Origin of the sequence: Pseudomonas sp. Root562, assembly GCF_001427125.1 — a bacterium.
In the GTDB taxonomy this organism is placed as follows: domain Bacteria; phylum Pseudomonadota; class Gammaproteobacteria; order Pseudomonadales; family Pseudomonadaceae; genus Aquipseudomonas.
The window spans coordinates 344,452-369,596 of sequence record NZ_LMGK01000021.1 but is presented as its reverse complement, the minus strand read 5'-3'; the positions used below and the strand labels follow the sequence as shown (position 1 = coordinate 369,596).

The 25,145-nt window shown below is 60.5% G+C and carries 19 protein-coding genes; 7 read left to right on the top strand and 12 right to left on the bottom strand.

The window, feature by feature from the left end:
* Window positions 1-3 precede the first annotated feature (3 nt).
* Window positions 4-3,900, bottom strand: coding sequence for a phosphoribosylformylglycinamidine synthase (purL, locus tag ASD60_RS17445; RefSeq protein ID WP_056855186.1), 3,897 nt, complete (start codon window positions 3,898-3,900; stop codon window positions 4-6).
* Window positions 3,901-4,185: 285 nt separating this feature from the next.
* Between purL and mltF the strand changes: the two genes are divergently transcribed.
* The gene (gene mltF, locus ASD60_RS17440; protein WP_056855185.1) at window positions 4,186-5,646 is read left to right on the top strand and encodes a membrane-bound lytic murein transglycosylase MltF; all 1,461 of its coding nucleotides are present in this window, start codon (window positions 4,186-4,188) and stop codon (window positions 5,644-5,646) included.
* A gap of 126 nt (window positions 5,647-5,772) precedes the next feature.
* Here mltF and pdxJ read toward each other — a convergent pair whose 3' ends face one another.
* The 8 genes from pdxJ to lptF all read right to left on the bottom strand — a co-directional run bounded on the left by pdxJ (window position 5,773) and on the right by lptF (window position 14,226).
* The gene (pdxJ, locus tag ASD60_RS17435; protein WP_056855184.1) at window positions 5,773-6,519 is read right to left on the bottom strand and encodes a pyridoxine 5'-phosphate synthase; all 747 of its coding nucleotides are present in this window, start codon (window positions 6,517-6,519) and stop codon (window positions 5,773-5,775) included.
* A 52-nt stretch (window positions 6,520-6,571) separates the two neighbouring features.
* A complete protein-coding gene (recO, locus tag ASD60_RS17430; RefSeq protein WP_056855183.1) occupies window positions 6,572-7,261 on the bottom strand; it encodes a DNA repair protein RecO in 690 nt (229 codons plus the stop codon).
* Between the two features lie 192 nt (window positions 7,262-7,453).
* Entirely contained in the window at window positions 7,454-8,356 is a 903-nt protein-coding gene (gene era / locus ASD60_RS17425) for a GTPase Era (RefSeq protein WP_008056597.1), read from the bottom strand.
* The gene (gene rnc / locus ASD60_RS17420; RefSeq protein ID WP_018927089.1) at window positions 8,349-9,038 is read right to left on the bottom strand and encodes a ribonuclease III; all 690 of its coding nucleotides are present in this window, start codon (window positions 9,036-9,038) and stop codon (window positions 8,349-8,351) included. Before rnc ends, era begins: the two co-directional genes overlap by 8 nt.
* A 184-nt stretch (window positions 9,039-9,222) precedes the next feature.
* A complete protein-coding gene (gene lepB, locus ASD60_RS17415) occupies window positions 9,223-10,077 on the bottom strand; it encodes a signal peptidase I (RefSeq protein WP_056855182.1) in 855 nt (284 codons plus the stop codon).
* Window positions 10,078-10,082: 5 nt separating this feature from the next.
* On the bottom strand, window positions 10,083-11,882 hold the full coding sequence (gene lepA, locus ASD60_RS17410) for a translation elongation factor 4 (protein WP_056855181.1): 1,800 nt from the start codon (window positions 11,880-11,882) through the stop codon (window positions 10,083-10,085).
* A 171-nt stretch (window positions 11,883-12,053) separates the two neighbouring features.
* Window positions 12,054-13,115 (bottom strand): LPS export ABC transporter permease LptG, encoded by a 1,062-nt coding sequence (lptG, locus tag ASD60_RS17405; RefSeq protein ID WP_056855180.1) that lies wholly within the window; start codon window positions 13,113-13,115, stop codon window positions 12,054-12,056.
* Window positions 13,108-14,226, bottom strand: a complete 1,119-nt coding sequence (lptF, locus tag ASD60_RS17400; protein ID WP_056855179.1) for an LPS export ABC transporter permease LptF — start codon at window positions 14,224-14,226, stop codon at window positions 13,108-13,110. The genes lptG and lptF overlap by 8 nt, the downstream gene beginning before the upstream one ends.
* Before the next feature lie 309 nt (window positions 14,227-14,535).
* Between lptF and ASD60_RS17395 the strand changes: the two genes are divergently transcribed.
* From ASD60_RS17395 to ASD60_RS17385, 3 genes are read left to right on the top strand one after another with little or no spacing between them, the layout of a single operon-like run.
* On the top strand, window positions 14,536-16,026 hold the full coding sequence (locus ASD60_RS17395; protein WP_056855178.1) for a leucyl aminopeptidase: 1,491 nt from the start codon (window positions 14,536-14,538) through the stop codon (window positions 16,024-16,026).
* A gap of 58 nt (window positions 16,027-16,084) precedes the next feature.
* The gene (locus ASD60_RS17390; RefSeq protein ID WP_056855177.1) at window positions 16,085-16,513 is read left to right on the top strand and encodes a DNA polymerase III subunit chi; all 429 of its coding nucleotides are present in this window, start codon (window positions 16,085-16,087) and stop codon (window positions 16,511-16,513) included.
* Window positions 16,514-16,521: 8 nt separating this feature from the next.
* Complete coding sequence (locus tag ASD60_RS17385; RefSeq protein ID WP_056855176.1) at window positions 16,522-16,914, top strand: hypothetical protein; 393 nt, start codon at window positions 16,522-16,524, stop codon at window positions 16,912-16,914.
* Between the two features lie 548 nt (window positions 16,915-17,462).
* Here ASD60_RS17385 and ASD60_RS17380 read toward each other — a convergent pair.
* A complete protein-coding gene (locus ASD60_RS17380; RefSeq protein WP_056855175.1) occupies window positions 17,463-18,230 on the bottom strand; it encodes a sulfite exporter TauE/SafE family protein in 768 nt (255 codons plus the stop codon).
* Between the two features lie 135 nt (window positions 18,231-18,365).
* On the opposite strand from ASD60_RS17380, the gene xseA reads away from it, so the two are divergent.
* The 3 genes from xseA (at window position 18,366) to leuA (ending at window position 22,718) form a co-directional block, all read left to right on the top strand.
* The gene (gene xseA / locus ASD60_RS17375) at window positions 18,366-19,745 is read left to right on the top strand and encodes an exodeoxyribonuclease VII large subunit (RefSeq protein WP_056855174.1); all 1,380 of its coding nucleotides are present in this window, start codon (window positions 18,366-18,368) and stop codon (window positions 19,743-19,745) included.
* Between the two features lie 3 nt (window positions 19,746-19,748).
* On the top strand, window positions 19,749-20,570 hold the full coding sequence (locus ASD60_RS17370; RefSeq protein WP_056855173.1) for a peptidoglycan DD-metalloendopeptidase family protein: 822 nt from the start codon (window positions 19,749-19,751) through the stop codon (window positions 20,568-20,570).
* 468 nt (window positions 20,571-21,038) lie between these two features.
* Window positions 21,039-22,718, top strand: a complete 1,680-nt coding sequence (leuA, locus tag ASD60_RS17365; RefSeq protein ID WP_056855172.1) for a 2-isopropylmalate synthase — start codon at window positions 21,039-21,041, stop codon at window positions 22,716-22,718.
* Window positions 22,719-23,168: 450 nt separating this feature from the next.
* Here the strand turns inward: leuA and ASD60_RS17360 are convergent, their stop codons facing one another.
* Window positions 23,169-23,960, bottom strand: a complete 792-nt coding sequence (locus tag ASD60_RS17360) for an amidohydrolase (protein ID WP_056855261.1) — start codon at window positions 23,958-23,960, stop codon at window positions 23,169-23,171.
* Window positions 23,948-25,096: a pyridoxal phosphate-dependent aminotransferase gene (locus ASD60_RS17355; protein WP_056855171.1), complete on the bottom strand. Its 1,149-nt coding sequence runs from the start codon at window positions 25,094-25,096 to the stop codon at window positions 23,948-23,950. The genes ASD60_RS17360 and ASD60_RS17355 overlap by 13 nt, the downstream gene beginning before the upstream one ends.
* Window positions 25,097-25,145: the final 49 nt, after the last annotated feature.

Sequence of the window (25,145 nt, the reverse complement as noted above, 5' to 3'; positions counted from 1 at the left end):
CGCTTAGTTCACCCAAACGCGAGCATTACGGAACATGCGCATCCAAGGTGCGTCTTCGTTCCAGTCTTCCGAACGCCACGAGTTCTGCACGGCACGGAACACACGCTCCGGGTGCGGCATCATGATCGTTACGCGACCGTCGCGGCTGGTCAAACCGGTGATCCCGCGCGGCGAACCGTTCGGGTTGGCCGGGTAGGTTTCGGTGACCTTGCCGTGGTTGTCGACGAAACGCATCGCCACGCAACCGGACAGATCGGCTTCCAGCAAGGCTTCTTCGCTGGAGAACTCGGCATGACCTTCGCCGTGAGCGATGGCGATCGGCATACGCGAACCGGCCATGCCCTGCAGGAAGATCGAGTTCGATTCCTGGATCTGCACCATCGCCACACGGGCTTCGAACTGCTCGGAACGGTTACGCACGAAGTGCGGCCAGAACTCGCTGCCCGGGATCAACTCGTGCAGGTTGGACATCATCTGGCAACCGTTGCACACACCGAGGGTGAAGCTGTCGTTACGCTCGAAGAAGCCCTGGAACGCATCGCGGGCACGGCTGTTGAACAGCGCCGATTTCGCCCAGCCTTCACCGGCACCCAATACGTCACCGTAGGAGAAGCCGCCGCAAGCGACCAGGCCCTTGAACTCGTTCAGGTCGACACGGCCGGCCAGAATGTCACTCATGTGCACGTCGATCGCGTTGAAACCGGCACGGTCGAACGCCGCCGCCATTTCCACCTGACCGTTGACGCCCTGCTCACGCAGCACGGCAACCTGTGGGCGAATGCCTTTCTTGATGTAAGGCGCGGCGATATCCTGGTTGACGTCGTAGCTGAGCTTGACGCTCAGGCCCGGGTTGTCTTCTTCCAGCAGCACGTCGAATTCCTGATCGGCGCAGTCGGCGTTGTCACGCAGGCGCTGGATCTGGTAGCTGGTTTCGGCCCACTGGCGTTGCAACAGACGACGCTGGCCTTCGAACACGGTGTCACCGTTGAAGGTGATGTTGATCTGGCCGTTGTTGATCGGCTGACCGATCACCGACACGCAATCCCCCAGCCCGGCAGCGCTGAACTGCGCGAGGATATCCGGGGTAGCGTCCTGGCGAACCTGAATCACCGCGCCCAGCTCTTCGTTGAACAGGATCGCAGCGATGTCGGCGGAGGTTTCCGCCAGGCCGTCGAGGTTCAGGCTCAGGCCGCAGTGACCGGCGAACGCCATTTCCACGACGCTGGTCAGCAGACCACCGTCGGAACGGTCGTGGTAAGCCAGCAGGTGACCGTCGGCATTGAGGCCCTGGATCACCGCGAAGAAGGCTTTCAGGTCTTCGGCATCATCGACGTCTGGAGCCTGCTTGCCGAGCTTGCCATGCACCTGGGCGAGAATCGAAGCGCCCATGCGGTTCTGGCCTCGGCCAAGGTCGATCAGGATCAGGTCGGTGGTGCCCTTGTCCATGCGCAGTTGCGGGGTCAGGGTCTGGCGGATGTCAGTCACTGGCGCGAAACCGGTAACGATCAGCGACATTGGCGAAGTGACGGATTTGTCGACGCCTTCATCGTTCCAGCGAGTGGCCATGGACATCGAGTCCTTGCCCACCGGAATGGTAATGCCCAGCTCCGGGCACAGTTCCATGCCGACCGCTTTCACGGTGTCGTAAAGACGTGCGTCTTCACCCGGGTGACCGGCCGCCGACATCCAGTTCGCCGACAGTTTGATGTCGGAAATCTTGCCGATGCGCGAGGCCGCGATGTTGGTCAGGGTTTCGCCGATGGCCATGCGGCCCGACGCCGGAGCGTCCAGCAGAGCCAGCGGAGTACGCTCGCCCATGGCCATCGCTTCACCGGTGTAGACGTCGAAGCTGGTGGCGGTGACGGCCACGTCGGCCACCGGAACCTGCCACGGGCCGACCATTTGGTCACGGGCCACGAGGCCGGTGATGGTGCGGTCGCCGATGGTGATCAGGAAGCTCTTGCTCGCGACGGCCGGGTGATGCAGGACGCGCTCGACGCAATTGGCGATGTCGAGGGTCGACGGATCGAAATCGTCGCCCAGCTCGTTTTCACGTACTACGGAACGGTGCATGCGCGGGGCTTTGCCCAGCAGCACTTCCAGAGGCATGTCCACCGGGCTGTTGCCGAAGTGGCTGTCGGTGACCGTCAGTTGCGGTTCGGCGGTCGCTTCGCCGACCACGGCGAACGGGCAACGCTCACGTTCGCAGATCGCCTTGAAGCGCTCGAAATCAGCCGGGCCGACCGCCAGAACGTAGCGTTCCTGGGATTCGTTGGACCAGATTTCGTGCGGGGCCATGCCCGGCTCGTCGTTTGGAATGTTGCGCAGTTCAAAACGGCCACCGCGGTCGCCGTCGTTGACCAGTTCCGGGAAGGCGTTGGACAGACCGCCCGCACCCACGTCGTGGATGAAGCTGATCGGGTTTTTGTCGCCCAGTTGCCAGCAACGGTCGATGACTTCCTGGCAGCGACGCTCCATCTCAGGGTTTTCACGCTGTACGGAAGCGAAGTCCAGGTCTGCCGAGCTGGTGCCGGTGGCCATGGAGGAAGCGGCGCCGCCACCCAGGCCGATCAACATCGCCGGGCCGCCAAGCACGATCAGCTTGGAGCCGACGACGATCTCGCCTTTCTTGACGTGCTCTTCACGGATGTTGCCCATGCCGCCTGCGAGCATGATCGGCTTGTGGTAACCGCGAACTTCATCACCGTGCGGGGTGGTGATCGATTGTTCGAAGGTACGGAAGTAGCCAGTCAGGGCCGGACGACCGAATTCGTTGTTGAACGCAGCGCCGCCCAGCGGGCCTTCGATCATGATGTCCAGCGCGGTAACGATGCGCTCGGGCTTGCCGTACGGCACTTCCCACGGCTGTTCGAAGCCAGGGATCTGCAGGTTGGAGACGGTGAAACCGGTCAGGCCAGCCTTGGGTTTGGCACCACGACCGGTTGCGCCTTCGTCGCGGATCTCGCCGCCGGAACCGGTGGATGCGCCCGGGAAAGGAGCAATCGCGGTCGGGTGGTTGTGCGTCTCGACTTTCATCAGGATGTGCACCGGTTCCTGCACCGCGCCGTACTGGCGGGTTTCAGGGTCCGGGAAGAAACGCCCGGCCACGGAGCCGACGATCACCGAAGCGTTGTCCTTGTAAGCCGACAGAACGCCTTCGCTGTGCATCACGTAGGTGTTCTTGATCATGCCGAACAGGCTTTTTTCCTGGCTCTCGCCGTCGATGTCCCAACTGGCGTTGAAGATCTTGTGACGGCAATGCTCGGAGTTCGCCTGGGCGAACATCATCAATTCGATGTCGTGGGGGTTGCGCTTCAAGCCGACGAAGGCGTTGACCAGGTAATCGATCTCGTCTTCAGCCAGGGCCAGGCCCAGCTCGGTGTTGGCTTGTTCCAGCGCGGCACGGCCGCCACCCAACACGTCGATCGCGGTCAGCGGCTTTGGCTCGGCATGGCTGAACAGGCCGGCGGCTTGCTCAAGGTTGCCCAGGACGATCTGGGTCATGCGGTCGTGCAGAGCGTCAGCAATCAGTTGCGCCTCAGCATCGCTGAACTGGCCGGCAACGTAGAACGCAATGCCGCGCTCCAGGCGCTGGATCTTGGTCAGGCCGCAATTGCGAGCAATGTCGCTGGCCTTGCTCGACCACGGCGAGATGGTGCCGAAACGCGGCAGCACCAGAAACAGACGACCGGTCGGCTCCTGGACCGGAACGCTTGGACCGTACTTCAGAAGGCGCGCGAGCACCTGCTGTTCGTCGCCGGTCAGGACGCCGGTAACTTCGGCGAAGTGAGCGAATTCAGCATACAGGCCGCTGACAGCCGGAACCTTCTGGCTCAGTTGCTCAAGGAGCTTGCTGTGGCGAAAGGCGGAAAGGGCAGGAGCGCCGCGCAGGATCAACATCTTCGGGACAGCCTCGGGAAGGGGTGTGCTTTGAGGCCGTGCATTCTAGCCTAAACAGCCCGCGACATCACCCGAAACGCTACGCACGGTTGCACTCGAGTATCGATCTGTGTTTCTGCCTCGAAAGTCAGGTTAATCCGCGGTGAGACGAGCGCTTATTTTTACTGTAACAAAAAGCACACAAGTCCCATTCCTGCGGGGTTTCGGCCGGTTTTGTGATCTCTAGCAGACAAGCCCTTCGCTGTCGAGATATGGCGTCCGTGGTCCTTTGCGTATACTGCGCAGATGTTTTCCCCAACGGCTTTGCGTCCGCGGTACGCCAAATGGCTGATCGCAACCGGACTCTTCCTGATGCTCGGTGGCTGTGTTGATAAACCCAACACGCTCGAGCGCGTAAAGGAGGATGGTGTGCTGCGGGTGGTTACCCGAAACAGCCCCGCCACCTACTTTCAGGATCGCAACGGTGAAACCGGCTTCGAATACGAGCTGGTGAAGCGCTTCGCCGACGATCTGGGGGTCGAATTGAAGATCGAGACCGCCGACAACCTCGACGACCTGTTCAACCAGGTGGGCAAGCCCAATGGCCCGGTGTTGGCGGCGGCCGGACTGGTCAGCAGCGAAGAGCGCAAGAAACAGGTGCGCTTCTCCCACTCCTATCTGGAGGTCACCCCGCAGGTCATTTATCGCAACGGCCAGTCGCGACCTACTGATGCCAAGGACCTGGTGGGCAAGAAAATCATGGTGCTCAAGGGCAGCACCCACGCCGGGCAATTGGCCGAGCTGAAAAAGAAATTTCCCGGCATCGAATACGAAGAGTCCGACCAGGTAGAAGTAGTCGATCTGTTGCGCATGGTCGACGAAGGCCAGATCGACCTGACCCTGGTCGACTCCAACGAAGTGGCGATGAACCAGGTGTATTTCACCAATATCCGGGTCGCCTTCGACCTGGGTGACGCCAGCAACCAAAGCTGGGCTGTCGCGCCAGGCGATGACAACAGCATGCTCAACGAAATCAACGACTATCTGGACAAGGTTCAGAAAAACGGCACCCTGCAACGCCTGAAGGACCGTTACTACGGACACGTCGACGTGCTCGGCTACATGGGCGCCACCACCTTCGCCCAGCATTTGCAGCAACGTTTGCCCAAGTACGAAAAGCACTTCAAGGCCTACGCCAAAATCGAGAAAGTCGACTGGCGCCTGCTGGCGGCGGTCGGATATCAGGAATCCCTGTGGCAACCGGCCGTTACGTCCAAGACCGGCGTACGTGGCCTGATGATGCTGACCCAGAACACCGCTCAGGCCATGGGCGTATCGAACCGCCTCGATCCGAAGCAGAGCATCATGGGCGGCGCCAAATACCTGGCTTACATGAAGGAGCAACTGGACGACTCGATCCAGGAACCGGACCGCACCTGGTTTGCCCTTGCGGCCTACAACGTTGGCAGTGGTCACCTCGATGACGCCCGCAAACTGGCGGCCAAGGAAGGGTTGAACCCGGACAAATGGCTGGACGTGAAGAAAATCCTGCCGCGCCTGTCGGAAAAGAAGTGGTACAGCAAGACCCGTTACGGCTACGCCCGTGGCGGCGAGCCGGTGCATTTCGTGGCGAACATCCGTCGCTACTACGACATCCTGACCTGGGTCACGCAGCCGCAGCTTGAAGGCGATCAGGTCGCCGAAGGCAAACTGCTCGTGCCGGGGATCGACAAGTCCAAACCGGCCCAAGAGCCAGCCCCACTCTGAATTTGATCGTTCCCATGCTCCGCGTGGGAATGCCGCCAGGGACGCTCCGCGTTCCGCTTCAAGAGCTGACGCAGAGCGTCAAGGTCAGCATTCCCACGCAGAGCGTGGGAACGAGCGGCGTAAGGCCTATGCCTTGGCAGCAGCCGCCAGAATCAGCGCCTTCATCTCCGACACCGCCGATTTGAAGCCGACGAACAACGCATGGGCCACCAGCGCATGGCCGATGTTCAGCTCGTTGATGCCCTTGATCGCCGCCACGGCTTCGACGTTGTGGTAATGCAGGCCATGGCCGGCGTTGACGATCAGCCCCTGGGCCAGGCCAAACGCCACGCCATCGGCCACACGCTTGAGCTCTTCAGCCACTGCGGTCGGCGTCTCGGCATCGGCATAACGCCCGGTGTGCAATTCGATCGCCGGGGCGCCAACGCGGCGCGAGGCTTCGATCTGGCGCTCGTCGGCATCGATGAACAGCGACACTTCAGCGCCGATCTTCGACAGACGCTCAACGGCCGCCTTGATCCGCTCCTCCTGACCCGCTACGTCCAGACCGCCTTCGGTGGTCAGCTCCTGACGGGTTTCCGGCACCAGGCAAATGTGCGCCGGGCGGATACGCTCGGCGAACTGCATCATCTCTTCGGTGACGCCCATCTCGAAGTTCATGCGAGTTTGCAGCACGTCCTTGAGCAGCAGCACGTCGCGTTCCTGGATGTGCCGACGGTCTTCGCGCAGATGCACGGTGATGCCATCGGCGCCCGCCTCTTCCGCATCCAGTGCCGCCTTGACCGGGTCGGGGTAGCGAGTGCCCCGGGCCTGACGCAAGGTGGCAACGTGGTCGATGTTCACGCCAAGAAGAATGCGGGTGCTGGTGGTCACGGAAAGCGCTCCAGAAGAAGAGAAAGTTCGGTGCACAGCATACACGGGGAATTTACGGCTTTCGAAACAACTCGCGGGAAACCAGTGGTCGCCCGCCCAGATGCACGGCCAGCGCCTGGCGCATCAGGCGTTTGGCTGCGGATAAAGCACCCGGCGCACTCCAGTCGGCCTCGGCCATGGCCAGCAGTTCAGCGCCATTGAACAACCCCGGTTGCAGCAGGTAGACCCGTTCCAGCCCGGCATCCACTTGCAGCCGATAGAGGCCGTCCGAAGCGATGGGCTCGCCATGGATGTCCGTGCTCAACGAGAAACCGTAACCGAGATCATCAAGCAAGCGCCATTCGAACGAACGCAGCAACGGCTCTAGCGGACGGCCTTCGGCCAGGGCCAGCAAGGTCGCGGCATAGTGATCGAAAACGCCGGGATGCGGGTCTTCGGCGGGCAGCAGACGAATCAGCAATTCATTGAGATAAAGGCCACTGAACAGCGCTTCACCATTGAGCCAGGTGGAGACACCGGCACTCTCCATGCGCCCGACATTCTTCAGCTCACCCCTGCCCCGGAACTCGACTTCCAGCGGCACGAACGGCCGCGCCAATGTTCCGGCCTTGCCCCGTGCACTGCGCAACACCGCCCGCAACCGACCTTGCGGCGTGAGGAAGTCGACCAACGCGCTGTTTTCGCGGTAGGCGCGGGAGTGCAGGACGTAGGCGGGTTGGGCGGGAGGCGGGCTGCTTGACATCAGTTTTCGAAACTCTGGAGATCCACTGTGGCGAGGGAGCTTGCTGCCGCTGGGTTGCGAAGCGGCCCCAAAACCGTGCACCTCAGTGTTTCAGGGAAAACACAATGGCAGGGATTACGACTGCTTCGCAGCCGAGCGGGAGCGAGGCCCCTCGCCACAGAGGCCCCGCTCCCACAGTCGATCCGTGTTGATTTACAAGTCGCCGTAACCCAGCGAACGCAAAGCGCGCTCGTCATCGGACCAACCACCCTTCACCTTGACCCACAGGTTGAGCATGATCTTGGAGTCGAACAACAGCTCCATGTCCTTGCGCGCCTCGGTGCCGATACGCTTGATGCGCTCGCCCTTGTCGCCAATGATGATTTTCTTCTGGCCGTCACGTTCGACGAGGATCAAGGCATGGATGTGCAGAGTCTTGCCCTGCTGCTTGAACTCTTCGATTTCGACGGTGATCTGGTACGGCAGCTCGGCGCCCATCTGGCGCATGATTTTCTCGCGTACCAGTTCGGCGGCGAGGAAACGGCTGCTGCGGTCGGTGATCTGATCTTCCGGGAAGAAGTGATCGTTTTCCGGCAGGTGATCGGCGATCACGCGCTCCAGGGCATCAAGGTTATGACCGTGCTGGGCCGAGATAGGAATGATCTGAGCGTTCGGCAGCTGTTCCTGCAACCAGGACAGGTGCGGCATCAGCTCGGCCTTGTCTTCGATGCGGTCAGTCTTGTTCAGCGCCACGATCAGCGGGCCGGTGACGTATTGCACGCGCTCGAGGACCATCTGGTCTTCGTCGGTCCACTTGGTGCGGTCGACCACGAAGATCACCACGTCGACGTCTTTCAACGCCGCCGAAGCGGTCTTGTTCATGTAGCGGTTCAGGGCCTTCTCGCCACCCTTGTGCATGCCCGGGGTGTCGACGTAGATCGCTTGCACGTCACCTTCGGTCTTGATACCGAGCATGTTGTGGCGGGTGGTTTGCGGTTTGCGCGAAGTGATCGCCAGCTTCTGACCCAGGATGTGGTTCAGCAGCGTGGACTTGCCCACGTTGGGACGGCCGACGATGGCAACATAGCCACAGCGAGTTGCGTTTGTATCAGTCATTGCCATTCTCCACACCCAGGGCAATCAGTGCTGCGGCGGCCGCTACCTGTTCGGCAATACGACGACTCACACCCTGACCTCGGCTTTTTTCATTCAGTAAGATGATTTCGCATTCGACGAAGAACGTCCGGCAATGCGGTTCACCCTGGATATCCACCACTTCGTAACGCGGCAGTTCGCAACCACGGGACTGCAGGAACTCCTGCAGGCGGGTTTTCGGGTCTTTGTTGGTGTCGACCAGCGTCAGGCCTTCGAATTCTCCAGCCAGCCAGGCCAGCACGCGCTCACGCGCCACTTCCATGCCGGCATCCAGATAGATCGCACCGATCAGTGCTTCCAGGGCATCGGCCAGAATCGACTCGCGACGGAATCCGCCGCTCTTCAGCTCGCCGGAACCCAGGCGCAGGTACTCGCCCAGATCGAAACCACGAGCCAGTACGGCCAGGGTCTCACCTTTCACCAAACGCGCGCGCAAACGCGACAATTGACCTTCGCGGGCCAGCGGGAAGCGATCGAACAGCGCTTCGCCTGCAACGAAATTGAGGATGGCATCACCGAGGAATTCCAGGCGCTCATTGTTGCGCCCGGCAAAGCTGCGATGAGTCAGGGCCAGGACCATCAGTTCCTGATCCTTGAAGGTGTAGCCGAGCTGACGCTCGAGACGGCTTAAGGAGACGCTCACGGTTTACCCACGCTGAGTTCGTGGTTGGATTCCACCGCCATCGCCGGGATTTGGCGCAGGCCTGGGACAATTAACGCTGTGTTCAAAAATAACGTCCTGAATATCATTGGCTTCATGCATCTGGCGCCGATTGTGCCGGTTCCAGAAATGCATTCGGCGCTGTGTTCAACAGCGCCGTGTTTGATTACTTGATCAGGCCAACCCGCGAGAAATTCGGCAGGTGACTGAGTTTGGGTTCCGGCCAGCTCATCCAGACTGCAAAGGCCTTGCCGACAATGTTCTTGTCGGGAACCATGCCCAGCAGATCCTTGGGAATGCTCGGATCATCCCAGTAGCGACTGTCGTTCGAGTTGTCGCGGTTGTCGCCCATCATGAAGTAGTGCCCGGCAGGCACCGTCCAGGAACGATCCGGTGCGGCGCGGTAGCGGCTCATTTCCTTGCGGATCAGGTGCTCGGCGATGCCGAGTTTTTCCTTGTAGAGCTCGGCACTGCCCAGCGTGCCCGGCTCGGAGCCGACCAGTTGCTCGGCAATCGACTGGCCGTTGACGAACAAGCGCTTGTCGGCGGTGTAACGCACTACATCCCCCGGCAGGCCCACTACACGCTTGATGTAGTTGACGTTCGGATCGCTCGGGTAGCGGAACACCATCACATCGCCGCGCTGCGGCTCGCCGACTTCGATGATTTTCTTGTCGATCACCGGCAGGCGGATCCCATAGGAAAACTTGCTCACCAGAATGAAGTCGCCAACGTCCAGGGTCGGCTTCATCGAACCGGAAGGAATCTGGAACGGTTCCACCAGGAACGAACGCAGCACCAGCACGATGAACAACACCGGGAAGAACGACTTGCCGTATTCAACCAGCAGCGGTTCTTTGTTCAGCTTTTCGACAACCACCCTGTCCGGCTGGCTGACGCTGCCCTGATAGGAGGCAATGGCGGCACGCCGACGCGGCGCCAGGATCAACAGATCAAGCAACGCCAACAGGCCGCAGACGAACACGGCGATGACCAGCAACAGCGGGAAATTTAGTGACATAGGACCTAACTATCCAACCTGAGCACGGCAAGGAAGGCTTCTTGTGGAATTTCCACGTTACCGACCTGCTTCATGCGTTTTTTACCGGCCTTTTGCTTTTCCAGCAGCTTTTTCTTACGGCTGACGTCACCACCGTAGCATTTGGCCAATACGTTCTTTCTGAGCGCCTTGACGGTTGTCCGCGCCACAATCTGCCCGCCAATGGCGGCCTGGATTGCCACATCGAACATCTGCCGCGGAATCAGTTCTTTCATCTTCTCGGTCAACTGGCGACCTTTGTAGTGCGCATTGTCACGGTGCACGATCAACGCCAGGGCATCGACCTTGTCGCCGTTGATCAGCACGTCCAGTTTCACCAGACTAGCCGATTGGTAACGATCGAAATGATAATCCAGCGAAGCATAGCCGCGGCTGGTGGATTTCAGGCGATCGAAGAAGTCCAGCACCACTTCGTTCATCGGCAGGTCGTAGGTCACTTGAACCTGGGTGCCGAGGAACAGCATGTCGACCTGCACGCCGCGTTTTTCGATGCACAGGGTAATGACGTTACCCAGGTGCTCTTGCGGCACAAGAATGTTGGCACGCACGATCGGCTCGCGCATGTCTTCGATCGAAGACAAGTCCGGCAGTTTCGACGGGTTATCGACGTAGATCGTCTCACCGGTCTTGAGCAGCAGCTCGAAGATTACTGTCGGTGCGGTGGTGATCAGGTCCAGGTCGTACTCGCGCTCCAGGCGCTCCTGGATGATCTCCATGTGCAGCATGCCGAGGAAGCCACAACGGAAGCCGAAGCCCAGGGCGTCGGAGCTTTCCGGGGTGTATTGCAGCGACGAGTCGTTCAGGGTGAGCTTTTGCAGCGCTTCGCGGAAATCTTCGAAGTCGTCGGAGCTGACCGGGAACAGACCGGCGTAGACCTGCGGCTGGATGCGCTTGAAACCTGGCAGTACGTCGACGTCCGGCGTCGAGCTCAAGGTCAGGGTATCGCCCACTGGCGCGCCGTGAATGTCCTTGATGCCGGCGATGATGAAGCCTACTTCGCCGGCCTTCAGGTCAACGGTAGCGGTGTGTTTCGGGTTGAATACGCCGACGCTGTCCACCAGGTGGATCTTGCCGGTGGACTTGACCAGAATCTTGTCGCCCTTCTTCACCCGGCCGTGACGCACACGCACCAGGGAGACAACGCCCAGGTAGTTGTCGAACCAGGAATCGATGATCAACGCTTGCAGCGGATCTTCGATGTTGCCGGTCGGCGCAGGAATGGTGGTGACCAGACGCTCAAGCACTTCATCGACGCCCAGACCGGTCTTGGCAGAGCAAGTGACCGCGTCGGTGGCATCAATGCCGATGATTTTTTCGATTTCTTCTTTGACACGGTCCGGATCGGCCTGTGGCAGGTCGATCTTGTTCAGCACCGGCATCACTTCCAGGCCCTGTTCGATGGCCGTGTAGCAGTTGGCAACCGACTGCGCTTCAACGCCTTGACCGGCATCGACCACCAGCAGTGCGCCTTCACAAGCGGCCAGCGAGCGGCTGACTTCGTAGGTGAAGTCAACGTGGCCCGGGGTATCAATGAAGTTCAGCTGATAGGTGATGCCATCGCGGGCTTTGTAATACAGAGTAACGCTGTGGGCCTTGATGGTGATCCCGCGCTCACGCTCAAGATCCATGGAATCCAGTACCTGGGCTTCCATTTCACGCTCGGCCAGGCCGCCGCACATCTGGATGAAGCGATCGGCCAGCGTCGACTTGCCATGGTCAATGTGGGCGATGATGGAGAAATTGCGGATATGACTCAAATCACTCACGGATCAACACTCAAAAAGGCTGCAGGCATAGCCCGCCGAAAAATAGCCGGGAATTGTACCTGATCCCCGGTGCAAGCGTCACGTTTGCAGGCCGGACGGCCTGTACAAAAACGCCCCGGTCTTGCGACAGGGGCGTTTTTTATCATCAGCGAGATCAGCAAGAGGCTGCCATCAACCGGCGCGACGCAACAGCCAGAGCCCGGCCAGGGCACAGACACTGGCCGGCACCAGCACCGCAAACAGCGGCGAGAAACCGAACACCAGGCTCGAAGGCCCCAGCAAATCCTGGGCGATGCGGAAGGTGAACCCCACCAGTACACCGGTGAACACTCGCTGACCGAGGGTCACCGAGCGCAATGGGCCGAAGATGAAAGAGATGGCCATCAATACCAGGGCGGCGGTGACCAGCGGCTGCAACACCTTGACCCAAAATGCCAGCCAGTAGCGACCATTGTTCAGGCCCTGGTCCGCCAGATAGTGGATGTAACCCCACAGGCCGGTGATCGACAGCGAGTCGGGCGCCATGACCACGGTGCTCAGCAGCTGCGGGCTCAACGCCACATCCCAGCGCTCGACCGGCGTACTGACCACTTCCGTGCTCTTTTCGTGGAACAGCGTGGTGGTGACGTCGCTCAGCTGCCAGTGATCCTTGTCGAACTCCGCACGCTTGGCGAAGCTGGAAGACAGCATGTGGCGCTGATCATCGAAGCGATAGCGGGTCACGCCATACAGCAAGCCGTTGGGCTGCACGGAGTTGACGTGAATGAACTCGTCACCCTGACGGTGCCACAGCCCATGCTTGGCACTCTGCGCATCGCCACTGCCCTGAGCCAGCGAACGGTTGGCCTGAGCGGTGCTTTCGGTTGCCGGCGCGACGTACTCGCCAATCAGCAGCCCTACCAGCATCAGCACCAGCATCGGCTTCATGACCGCCCAAACGATCCGCCCGATCGATACGCCAGCCGCGCGCATGATGGTCAGTTCACTGTTGCTGGCCAGGCTGCCGAGGCCGATCAGGCAGCCGATCAGTGCCGCCATCGGCAACATGTCATACAGACGCCGCGGCGCCGTCAGCAACACATAGCTGAGCACGTCGACCAGGGTGTAGGTATCGCTGACATCGCTCATCTCGTCAATGAACGCAAACAGGGTTGCCAGGCCAAGAATGATCCCCAATACCGCAAGGATCGCCATGAATACGCTGCTGCCGATGTAGCGATCGAGCTTAACCACGGGCCACCTCCAGCGCGCTGCGGCGACTCGCCATCTTCAAGCGCAGAGGCTCCCAATAAAGCAGGCCCAGGCCAATGGCCAGGAATATCCCATGCACCCACCACAAGCCCAGCGCAGGTGGAATCTTGCCCTTTTCGAGCGCGCCGCGAGCGGCAATCAGGATGGTCAGGTAAGCCATATACAGAAGAATCGCCGGCAACAACTTGAGGAAACGACCCTGGCGCGGATTGACCCGCGACAACGGCACCGCCATCAAGGTCACGATAAACACCAGCAATGGCAGGGACAGGCGCCATTGCAGTTCGGTACGGGAGCGAATGTCGTCACTGCCGAGCAACGAGGTGGTGGTCATCGCGTCGCGGTCGGTCACTTCGTCACTGACATCCGGCTTGGGCAGCAACACACCGTACTCGTCGTACTTGATCGCCCGGTAATCGGCCTGCCCGGGGTTACCGTCGTAGCGATAGCCATTGTCGAGAATCAGGTAACGGTTCCCGTCGGGGCGAATTTCCTGGCGGCCCTTCTCAGCCACCAGCACGGAGATCCCGCGATCCTTCTTGTCGGAACTGATGTTTTTCTGCGAAATGAAGACGCCGCCCAAGTTGATGCGGTCATCCGACAACTGTTCGGTGTAGGTCACCCGGGTGCCGTCACGCAGCGCCTGGAAACGGCCCGGCTCCAGGGTATCGAACTCGGTCAGGGCGTCCTGTTTGTTCAGCAACAGTTGAAACTGATTGGCACCCTGTGGCGCCAGGCTCAGGCTCAACCATGCCACGACCAGCGCCACCAGCGTGGCTGGAAACAGGGTCATGCGGAACAGGCGCTGCTGACTCATGCCGGTGGCCGAAAGCACGGTCATCTCACTCTCGAGGTACAGGCGACCATATGAGAGCAGAATCCCGAGGAACAGGCCCAATGGCAGGATCAGTTGAAGGAAGCCCGGCAGGCGAAAGCCCATGATCAGGAACAGCGACCCCGGATCCAGTTGACCCGAAGCGGCTTGGGCGAGGTATTTGATGAAGCGCCCACTCATGATGATGACCAGCAGCACGGCGCTGACGGCGCTCAAGGTCAACAGGACTTCGCGGGATAGATAACGGAAGACGATCAAACCAGACACTCCAGGGTTGTCAGGCTAAGGCGGCCAAACAAGCAAACATATCAGACAGCCCTAATGCAGAGCCGCCGAAAAAAAGATGGCGCATTATCCTGTGATTGATCGCGCCTGTCACTTCGCACCGCGCGAGCAGGCTGTCAAAGCGCTGAAGATCGTACAACCGAGGGTTGTCAGGCGCCGGTAGCGAGGTTCAAACTGCGGCCTTCGTCGCCGGTCACGACCGGCGCCTTTCTATTTATAGGCGAGCGACATACACACTTGTCGAGCGCTTGCGTGTTGACTATCAAATTCAGGGACCCGGACATGGAACTGGTTGTAAAAAGCGTTAACCCGGAAACGTTGAAGACCGCCACCCTGGTGGTTGCCGTCAGCGAAGGCCGCAAGCTCGGCGCCGTCGCCAAACAACTCGACGAACTCAGCGGTGGCGCCATCAGCGCCGTTCTGAAGCGCGGCGACCTGGCGGGCAAAGTTGGCCAAAGCCTGTTGCTGCACAGCCTGCCGAACCTCAAAGCCGAACGCGTGCTGCTGGTGGGCGTGGGCAAGGATGAAGAGCTGGGCGACCGTCCGTTCCGCAAAACCATCGCCGGCATCCTCAACACCCTCAAAGGCCTGGGCGGCAGCGACGCCGTGCTGGCCCTGGACGAAGTTGTGGTCAAGGGCCGCGACAGCTACGGCAAGACCCGTCTGCTGGCCGAAACCCTGGTGGACGGCGAATATCAGTTCGATCAGTTCAAGAGCCAGAAAGCCGAACCGCGTGCCCTGAAGAAAATCACCCTGCTGACCATCAAGGCCGCCCAGGCTGAAGTCCAGCGCGCCGTGACCCACGCCACCGCAATCGCCAACGGCATGGCCTTCACCCGTAACCTGGGCAACCTGCCACCGAACATCTGCCACCCGACCTTCCTCGGCGAGCAGGCGAAAAACCTCGGCAAGGAATTCAAGGATCTGAAAGTCGAAGTCCTCGACGAGAAGAAGATCAAGGCCCTGGGCATGGGTTCGTTCTACGCCGTAGGCCAGGGCAGCGCCCAGCCGCCACGCCTGATCGTCATGCAATACAACGGCGGCAAGAAATCCGAGAAGCCATATGCGCTGGTCGGTAAAGGCATCACCTTCGACACCGGCGGCATCAGCCTCAAGCCAGGTGCCGGCATGGATGAAATGAAGTACGACATGGGCGGCGCCGCCAGCGTGTTCGGCACCCTGCGTGCCGTGCTCGAACTGAAGCTGCCGATCAACCTGGTGTGCATCCTGGCGTGCGCCGAGAACATGCCGAGCGGCAACGCGTCGCGTCCGGGCGACATCGTCACCACCATGAGCGGCCAGACCGTGGAAATCCTCAACACTGACGCCGAAGGCCGTCTGGTGCTGTGCGATGCCCTGACCTACTCCGAGCGTTTCAAGCCGCAAGCGGTGATCGACATCGCCACCCTGACCGGCGCCTGCGTGGTTGCCTTGGGCTCCCATACCTCCGGCCTGCTGGGCAACAACGACGAGTTGATCGGCCAACTGCTGAGCGCCGGCCAGGCTGCCGACGACCGCGCCTGGCAACTGCCGCTGTTCGATGAATACCAGGAACAACTGGACAGCCCGTTTGCCGACATCGCCAACATTGGCGGCCCGAAAGCCGGCACCATCACCGCGGCCTGCTTCCTGTCGCGCTTCACCAAGAACCTCAACTGGGCACACCTGGACATCGCCGGCACAGCCTGGACCAGCGGCGGCAAGGACAAGGGCGCCACTGGCCGCCCGGTTCCACTGCTGACCCAATACCTGCTGGATCGCGCCAAAGCCTGAAACCAATGAACCTGGGCGGCGTCGCTTCGGCTGACGCCGCCCAGGCTCAGGAACCGCAATGACCAAAGTCGACTTTTACATCCTGCCCAGTGCCGATCCTTCGGCACGCCTGGACTTCGCCTGCAAGCTCACCGAAAAAGCCTGGCGCATGGGCCACCGCGTCTACCTGCATTGCAGCGACGCCGCCCAGCGTGATGATCTCGATGCACGCCTGTGGGCTTTCAAGGGCGAAAGTTTTGTGCCCCACGGCCCTGCTGAAAGTGAATCGGACGGTTTGATTGTCCTGGGTCTGGGTGACGACTGCGGTCAGCATCAGGACCTGCTGGTCAACCTCGACCTGAAAGTCCCGGCCTTTGCCCAGCGCTTCGCCCGCGTGGCGGAAGTGGTGGTTGAAGATCCGACGATCAAAGCGGCCGCGCGGGAGAGTTTCCGTTTCTACCGCGAACAGGGCTATCCTCTGCAAGATCACCGTTTACAGCGACTCTGAGCATTCCGATGGACACTCCAAAACCGCTGCAAAAGTCCGCGCATCTGCTGGACGACCTTGAGTCGATCCGCCAATTGCTCGGCGATGACAACCTGCAACCACCGCTGCTGACCGACACGGTCGAGGACGGTGACCAGGAACAGATCCCAATGTTGTTCGACACCGTCAGCGAACCTGCGCCGACCATCGCACCGACACCTCCCCCCAGGCCCGCCGCTCAACCAGCGCCAAGTGCCGAGAAGAACGGCGACGCGCTGCTGTACCTCGACAGCGAACTGCGCGCCGCCGCGCAACTGATCATGCAAGACGTGATCGACGACTTCGCACCGCACATCGAAACCGAAATCAAACGACGCCTTAGCGCGCGGCTTGAGCGGTTGCTCAGCCAGTACAACGATTGACGGAAAACACATCCACTGTGGCGAGGGANCAAACAACTGTCACCATTTTTTCAAAAAGACTGCATCTACCTGATAGGGGTCGCTGCGCGCCCCAACGGGAGCAAGCTCCCTCGCCACAGACTGAGTCCTCATTGACGACTTCGCACCGCACATCGAAACCGAAATCAAACGACGCCTTAGCGCGCGGCTTGAGCGGTTGCTCAGCCAGTACAACGATTGACGGAAAACACAGCTTGCTCCCGCTGGGCTGCGCAGCAGCCCCCAAACAACTGTCACCATTTTTTCAAAAAGACTGCATCTACCTGATAGGGGTCGCTGCGCGCCCCAACGGGAGCAAGCTCCCTCGCCACAGACTGAGTCTTCATTGACGACTCACACCGCACATCGAAACCGAAATCAAACGACGCCTCAGCGCGCGGCTTGAGCGGTTGTTGAGCCAGTACAACGATTGATACCGAGCTGACACCTGTAGGAGCAAGGCTTGCCCGCGATGGCGTCCGTGAGATCGCTATCGCGGGCAAGCCATGCTCCTACAAGAGCGCTGCGCATCAGGTGCTGAGGTAACGCCCGATCAAGGCAATCCCGCTGGCCAGCACCAACCAGGTCACCAACCGCACGAACGCCTCGCGGGACAAGCGCTTGGTCAGCCGTCGGCCAATCCACAACCCCAGCGCCATTGCCGGCAGCAGGCACAGCGCCAACACCAGCAATGGCAGTTCGGCATACACGCCTGCGACCGCAAACAGACTCAAGCGCACCACGGTGCTGCAACTGATCAGCGCGCTTTGCGTCGCCCTCGCCTCATCCTTGGGCAGCCGACTGTTCAGGTAGATCGCATACAAGAAACCGCCACTGCCAAACAACGCGCCGAACATCCCGCCCACTGTCCCCATGGGCACCGCCCACGCGGCGGACAATTGTGCCGGTCGGACTTTTATCCACAGGCTGTAGACCGCGTAGGCGCTGATGAACACCCCCATCAGCAGCAGCAACAGATCGGATTTCAGGTTCAGCAGGAAAATCACCCCGAGGGTGCAGCCCAGCGCCATGCACGGCAGCAATCGCAGCAACTCCGGTTTCGCCACATCCCGTCGCGAGGGCAACAGGTTGCCGAACGCCGCGACAAAATCCAGCAACACCAACAGCGGCACGATTTTCGACAGTGGCATGAACAGAATCAGAATCGGCCCGGCGACCAGCGCGGTACCGAAGCCGGCGATGCCGAATACGATGTAGGCCAGGACGATGCCCGCGCCGATGATCAACCAGTCCATGGCGCCGAATGGCCATTGGGTCAACAACTCAACCACGCTCATTCCCCTTGTCATCCTTGATTACCGCTGACGACTTTAACCCTGTGCGAGCCAACTCGCTGCCACAAAAAAACCTTCCACAACGGATTTATGCCGGATCATGGAGATTGCCCACCAAATGCCTTTAAACTGCGCCCCATGATTAAAGATCCCTTTGCAAGACTCGGCCTGGACCGCGAAGTCCTCACCGTCAGCCAGCTCAACGGCCGCGCGCGGGTGTTGCTCGAAGATGTGTTCAGCAACATCTGGGTCGAAGGCGAAATCTCCAACCTCGCCCGTCCTGCCTCCGGCCACGTCTACTTCACCCTCAAGGACAGCGGCGCCCAAGTGCGTTGCGCGCTGTTCCGGCAGAACGCCGCGCGAGTGCGCCAAGCGTTGAAGGACGGCCTGGCGGTCAAGGTGCGCGGCAAAGTTTCGTTGTTCGAAGGACGCGGCGATTACCAGCTGATACTCGACACCGTGGAGCCAGCCGGTGACGGCGCGCTGCGCCTGGCCTTCGATGCCTTGAAGGAAAAACTCAGCGCCGAAGGCTTGTTCAGTGCCGAACGTAAAGTGCCATTGCCGGCGCACCCGCAACGCATAGGCATTATCAGCTCGCCGACCGGAGCGGTGATCCGCGACATCATCAGCGTATTCCGCCGCCGTGCGCCGCAAGTGCAACTGACGCTGATTCCCACCGCCGTACAGGGCCGCGAAGCGACGGCACAGATTGTCCGCGCCCTGAAGCTGGCGGATGCCCGTGGCTTCGACGCGTTGATCCTGGCCCGGGGCGGTGGCTCGCTGGAAGACCTCTGGTGCTTTAACGAAGAAGCCGTGGCCCGCGCCGTGGATGCCTGCGTGACGCCCATTGTCAGCGCCGTTGGCCATGAAACCGACGTCTCGATCAGCGACTTCGTGGCCGACGTTCGAGCGCCGACGCCATCCGCCGCCGCCGAACTGCTGGCACCGGACTCCAGCGACCTGGTGCGCCGGGTCGAAAGCCTGCATCGCCGACTGGTGATGCGCATGCGCGACCGGCTGATGCGTGATCGATTGCGCCTGGAAGGCATCTCTCGCCGTCTGCGCCATCCGGGAGAACGCCTGCGGCAGCAAGCGCAACGCCTGGATGATCTGGACATGCGCATGCGTCGCGCGTTTGAACGCAGCCTCAACACCCGACGCGAGCGACTGATCCGCCTGGAAACCCGCCTCGCCGGGCAACATCCCGGCCGGCAACTGGCGATGCTGCGCCAACGCCTCGACAGCCTTGCCGAACGCCTGCCCCGCGCCATCCGCGAGGGTCTGAAAAGCCGCCGCTTGCAGTTACAAAGCCAGATGCAGACGTTGCACGTGGTCAGCCCTCTGGCGACCCTCGGCCGCGGCTACAGCATCTTGCTCGACGAACGCGGCAACGCGATCCGCAGCGCCAAGCAAACCCATACGGGTCAGCGCCTCAAGGCCAAGCTCGGTGAAGGTGAACTGCAAGTGCGGGTCGAAGACAATCACCTGACACCCGTCACCCTTTCTTTACTGGACTGATCCATGCCGCGTTTTTTTGCTTCGCTGCTGCTGTTGTGCCTGACCTTCAATGCCCATGCCGACAGCTACATCACGCGCCTGTTGAACAAACCGGTGCCAGGCGGCGTGGCCGTCGTCGACCTGGGAGTTGCGGCACAAGCACCGAAAGCCAGCTATCAGGGCAAACCGGTGTTGGTGGTCAAGGAGCAGAACAACTGGCTGGCCATCGTTGGCGTGCCGTTGACGGTCAAGCCGGGTGCCCAATCCATCAGCAGCGGCGGTCGCGACCTGAAATTCACTGTCGGCAACAAGAAATACCCGGAACAGCGCATCACCTTGAAAAACACCCAGCAGGTCAATCCGGACCCGGAGAATCTCAAGCGCATCGAGCGTGAACTCGCCGAGCAGATTGCCGCCTATCGCACCTTCAGCCCGAACACCCCAAGCAACCTGCTGCTGGATAAACCGGTCAACGGGCCGCTGTCGAGCAAGTTCGGCGTGCGCCGCTTCTTCAACGGTGAAGAACGCAATCCCCATTCCGGCCTGGATTTCGCGGTGGGCGCAGGCACACCGATCAAGACCCCGGCGGCGGGCAAGGTGATTTTGCTCGGCAATTACTTCTTCAACGGCAACACCGTGTTCGTCGATCACGGTCAGGGCTTCATCAGCATGTTCTGTCACATGTCGAAGATCGACGTGAAGGTCGGCCAGCAACTGGCTCGCGGCGCAGTGGTCGGCAAAGTCGGAGCGACTGGCCGCGCGACCGGGCCGCACATGCACTGGAATATCAGCCTGAATGATGCGCGGGTGGATCCAGCGATTTTCATTGGGGCATTTCAGCCTTAGTAATTTGTGCCGGATACGCCTCAATCCCTGTAGGAGCCAGCCTACTGGCGAAAAACGCTTAGGCACCGCGACCATTCAGGCATGGCTCGTTATCGATGACGTCCATCGCGAGCAGGGCTCGCTCCTACAGAAGCTTTCAGCACCACAGGCGATTGCGCATCGACCAAACCTTGCGCAAACAAGCAAAAGAACAACGCGAATCAACGCAATATAATCTCGATAAAGATGCGCTAGCGAGGATTCCTCTCAATTTTTTTCGACCGCTTGCCATCCTTCACCCCCAAGGTTAGGGTTGAAGGCATGAAAACCTCTCACACCCTCATTCAGCTCCGCCAGCACCGCAGTTTGTGCCTCGTCAGCGCGCGACTGCCGGGCTGAATCGCGGCGCCTCATCCCAAGCGTTACCCCAAGAACTTTTGATCCACCGGCAGGCCGCCTTTTTTCGGCCCACACAATAAGGATTTCCCGATGAGCATGCTCAAAGACCCGTCTTCGAAATACCGCGCGTTCCCGACCATCGACATTCCGGACCGCACCTGGCCGTCGAAGACCATCACCAGCGCGCCGATCTGGTGCAGCTCCGACCTGCGTGACGGTAACCAGTCGCTGATCGAACCGATGGACGCCGTCAAGAAACTGCGCTTCTGGAAAACCCTGGTGCAGGTCGGTGTGAAAGAAATCGAAGCGTCGTTCCCGGCCGCCTCGCAAACCGACTTCGACTTCGTCCGCACCCTGATCGAAGGCAACCACATCCCGGACGACACCACCATCCAGGTGTTGACCCAGGGCCGTGAAGACCTGATCGAGCGCACGTTCGAATCCCTGCGTGGCGCGAAGAAAGCCATCGTTCACCTGTACAACGCAACCTCCCCTTCCTTCCGCCGCATTGTCTTCAATCAGGACAAGGACGGGATCAAGGAAATCGCCGTCAGCGCGGCCAAGCTGTTCGTCAAATACGCCGCCCAGCAGCCTGAAACCGAGTGGACATTCGAATACTCCCCGGAAACCTTCAGCGCTACCGAGCTGGAGTTCGCCAAGGAAGTCTGTGATGCGGTGATCGAGGTCTGGAACCCGACGCCTGAGCACAAGATGATCCTCAACCTGCCGGCCACCGTCGAATGCGCGACCCCGAACATCTATGCCGACCAGATCGAATGGTTCGGCCGTCACATCAACCGTCGTGACAGCGTGATCATCAGCCTGCACACCCACAACGACCGTGGTACTGGCGTAGCCGCCACCGAACTGGGCCTGATGGCTGGCGCCGACCGTGTCGAAGGGTGCCTGTTCGGCAACGGCGAGCGTACCGGTAACGTCGATCTCGTGACCGTGGCCCTGAACATGTACACCCAGGGTCTCGACCCTCAACTGGATTTCTCCGACATCGATGGCGTGCGCAAAGTCGTCGAAGAGTGCAACCAGATCCAGGTACACCCGCGTCATCCGTACGTTGGCGACCTTGTGCACACCGCGTTCTCCGGTTCGCACCAGGATGCAATCCGCAAGGGCTTCGCCCAGCAGAAATCCGATGCATTGTGGGAAGTGCCATACCTGCCGATCGACCCGGCCGATATCGGTCGCAGCTACGAGGCGGTGATCCGCGTCAACAGCCAGTCGGGCAAGGGCGGCATCGCGTACTTGCTGGAGCAGGAATACGGCATCAGCCTGCCGCGTCGCATGCAAATCGAGTTCAGCCAGGTGGTGCAGCGGGAAACCGACCGCTTGGGCCTGGAAATGACTGCCCAGCAGATCCACGCCCTGCTGCACAGCGAGTACCTGCAAGCCAACACCCCGTACGCGCTGGTCAGCCATCGCCTGCAGGAGGAAAACGGCAACAGCGCCGTCGAAGTGGAAGTGGCCAGCAAAGGTCAGGGCGAAACCAACCTGCACTGGCGCGGCAAGGGCAATGGCGCGCTGGAAGCCTTGGTGGCCGGTCTGCCGATTCCTGTGGAAATCATGGACTACAACGAACACGCCATCGGCGCGGGCACCAATGCCAAGGCGGCGGCCTACATCGAACTGCGTGTAAACGGTGAACGTGCGGTGCACGGCGTGGGTATCGATGAGAACATCACCACCGCCAGCTTCAAGGCACTGTTCAGCGCGCTGAACCGTTCGCTGAGCCAGCCGGAAGCGAAAGCGGCGTAAACCTTCGCTGCAATGCAAAAGGCCCCGGGGTGTGAACCTTCGGGGCCTTTTTTTACCTGCTTGTTTGATCGTTCCCACGCTCTGCGTGGGAATGCCTCAAGGGACGCTCCGCGTTCCAGCTGCGCAAATGGGACGCAGAGCGTCCCGGACTGCGTTCCCACGCGGAGCGTGGGTACGATCGAAAGGTACCGGGGGTTGTTGATCGTTCCCCCGCTCTGCGTGGGAACGCCTCAAGGAACGCTTCGCGCTCCAGCTGCGGAGATGGGACGCAGAGCGTCCCGGGCTGCGTTCCCACGCGGAGCGTGGGTACGATCGAAAGGTACCGGGGGTTGTTGATCGTTCCCACGCTCTGCGTGGGAATGCTTCAAGGGACGCTCCGCGTTCCGGCTGCAGAAATGGGACGCAGAGCGTCCCGGGCTGCGTTCCCACGCGGAGCGTGGGTACGATCAGTCAGGTGAACTCGAAGGTATCCGCATCCAGATTCGCCGGAAACCGCTGCCGATACGCCGCCAGTCCCGCCGCATCCAGCACTACCGTGAACACCCCATCCGCCTCCCCCGCACTGAGCAACGTCTCGCCCTGGAAATCCAGCACCTGACTGTCGCCGGTATACGCGAAACCCTTGCCATCAGTGCCGATGCGATTAACCGCCGCCACGTAGCACAGGTTCTCGATCGCCCGTGCCGGCAACAACCGATTCCAGTGCTGACGACGTGCCCCCGGCCAGTTGGCGGTGTAGAGCAGCAGGTCAGTATCCTGAGCATCGCGGCTCCACACCGGGAAGCGCAGGTCATAGCAAATCAGCGGCCGCACGCGCCAGCCCTTGAGCTCGAACTGCACCTGACGCTCACCTGGTGTGTAGTGGTTGTGCTCACCGGCCATGCGGAACAGGTGGCGCTTGTCGTAATGCAACACTTCACCGTCCGGCCGCGCCCACAACAGACGATTGCGGTGGCTGCCATCGGCCGCCTGCACGATCACGCTGCCGGTGATCACCGCCTCTAGCTTCGCCGCCTGAGTTCGTAGCCACTGGCTGGTCGGGCCATTTTCCGGCTCGGCCAGGGTTTGCGATTCCATGGAGAAACCGGTAGTGAACATTTCCGGCAGGATGATCAAGTCAGCTCCGCGGGCCTGCTCCAGCAATCGCTCGAAATGCTCCAGGTTGGCCTGGCGATCATGCCAAGCCAACGTCGTCTGGATCAGCGCGACGGTCAGATTCGGCAGAGCACTCAGATCACGCATAGTTTTTCCGCTGCTTCACGCAGGGTCTCCTCGCGTTTGGCAAAGCACAGCCGCACCAGGCGCTGGCCGAGCGGAGGTGACTGGTAGAACACCGAGATCGGAATACTCGCCACGCCATGCTCTCGGGTCATCCACAACGCCATCTCGACATCATTGAGATCCGGACGAATCTGCGAGTAATCGACCAACTGGAAATAGGTGCCCGCTACCCGGGTGAAACTGAAGCGCGACGGCGAAAGCAGATCGCAGAACAGGTCGCGCTTGGCCTGATAGAAGGCCGGAAGCTCTTCGACGTGTTGCGGCTGCTCGGCCATGAAATCAGCCAATGCGTACTGCAGCGGCGTCACACCGCAGAAACTCACATATTGGTGAACCTTGCGCAGCTCCGCCGTCAGCGCCGGTGGCGCGACTACATAGCCGGTTTTCCAGCCGGTAACGTGGTAGGTCTTGCCGAACGAGCTGACCACAAACGCACGTTGATACAGCTCTTCATGATTGAGCACACTGACGTGGGGTACGCCGTCAAACACCAGGTGTTCATAGACTTCGTCGCTGACCAGATAGATATCGCGATCACGGATCAAATTCGCCAGCTGATCCAGCTCGGCACGGTTGATCAACGCGCCGCTCGGGTTGTGCGGAGTGTTCAGCACAATCATCCGCGTGCGCGGCGTAATGGCTTCAGCCAGTTTCTGGAAATCGATAGAGAAGTCATTCAGCCCGAGCTGCACATGCACACAACGACCACCGGCCAGCTCCACCGACGGCTCGTAACTGTCGTAGCACGGATCGAAAACGATCACTTCGTCGCCGCTGTGGATAACGGCCTGAATCGCGCAGAAGATCGCTTGGGTAGCACCAGGAGTGATGGTCACTTCGTTGTCGGCATCGACATGCACGCCATAACTGCGAGCAATCTTCGCCGCCACTTGCTGACGCAGTGCCGGCAGCCCGGTCATCGGTGAATACTGGTTATGCCCATTGGCAACGTGACGCCCGACTGCATCGCACAGGGCCTGCGGGGCAGCGAAATCAGGGAAACCCTGGGACAGATTGATGGCCCCGGTTTGCGCCGCGAGCTGAGACATCTGAGTGAAGATAGTGATGCCGACATTCGGCAGCTTGCTGGTGATCATCGGTGATTCCCTGCTCTACACCCGGCTCTACGACGGCGCGGGAGAGCCC

Excerpts from the sequence above, each read along its gene's own strand:
- ASD60_RS17370 (WP_056855173.1), top strand. The coding sequence starts at position 19,749 with ATGCCGCGTTTTTTTGCTTCGCTGCTGCTGTTGTGCCTGACCTTCAAT.
- era (WP_008056597.1), bottom strand. The coding sequence starts at position 8,356 with ATGACTGATACAAACGCAACTCGCTGTGGCTATGTTGCCATCGTCGGC.
- ASD60_RS17360 (WP_056855261.1), bottom strand. The coding sequence starts at position 23,960 with ATGCGTGATCTGAGTGCTCTGCCGAATCTGACCGTCGCGCTGATCCAG.
- recO (WP_056855183.1), bottom strand. The coding sequence starts at position 7,261 with ATGTCAAGCAGCCCGCCTCCCGCCCAACCCGCCTACGTCCTGCACTCC.
- mltF (WP_056855185.1), top strand. The coding sequence starts at position 4,186 with ATGTTTTCCCCAACGGCTTTGCGTCCGCGGTACGCCAAATGGCTGATC.
- ASD60_RS17385 (WP_056855176.1), top strand. The coding sequence starts at position 16,522 with ATGGACACTCCAAAACCGCTGCAAAAGTCCGCGCATCTGCTGGACGAC.
- purL (WP_056855186.1), bottom strand. The coding sequence starts at position 3,900 with ATGTTGATCCTGCGCGGCGCTCCTGCCCTTTCCGCCTTTCGCCACAGC.
- xseA (WP_056855174.1), top strand. The coding sequence starts at position 18,366 with ATGATTAAAGATCCCTTTGCAAGACTCGGCCTGGACCGCGAAGTCCTC.
- leuA (WP_056855172.1), top strand. The coding sequence starts at position 21,039 with ATGAGCATGCTCAAAGACCCGTCTTCGAAATACCGCGCGTTCCCGACC.
- ASD60_RS17390 (WP_056855177.1), top strand. The coding sequence starts at position 16,085 with ATGACCAAAGTCGACTTTTACATCCTGCCCAGTGCCGATCCTTCGGCA.
- ASD60_RS17355 (WP_056855171.1), bottom strand. The coding sequence starts at position 25,096 with ATGATCACCAGCAAGCTGCCGAATGTCGGCATCACTATCTTCACTCAG.
- ASD60_RS17380 (WP_056855175.1), bottom strand. The coding sequence starts at position 18,230 with ATGAGCGTGGTTGAGTTGTTGACCCAATGGCCATTCGGCGCCATGGAC.
- lepB (WP_056855182.1), bottom strand. The coding sequence starts at position 10,077 with ATGTCACTAAATTTCCCGCTGTTGCTGGTCATCGCCGTGTTCGTCTGC.
- ASD60_RS17395 (WP_056855178.1), top strand. The coding sequence starts at position 14,536 with ATGGAACTGGTTGTAAAAAGCGTTAACCCGGAAACGTTGAAGACCGCC.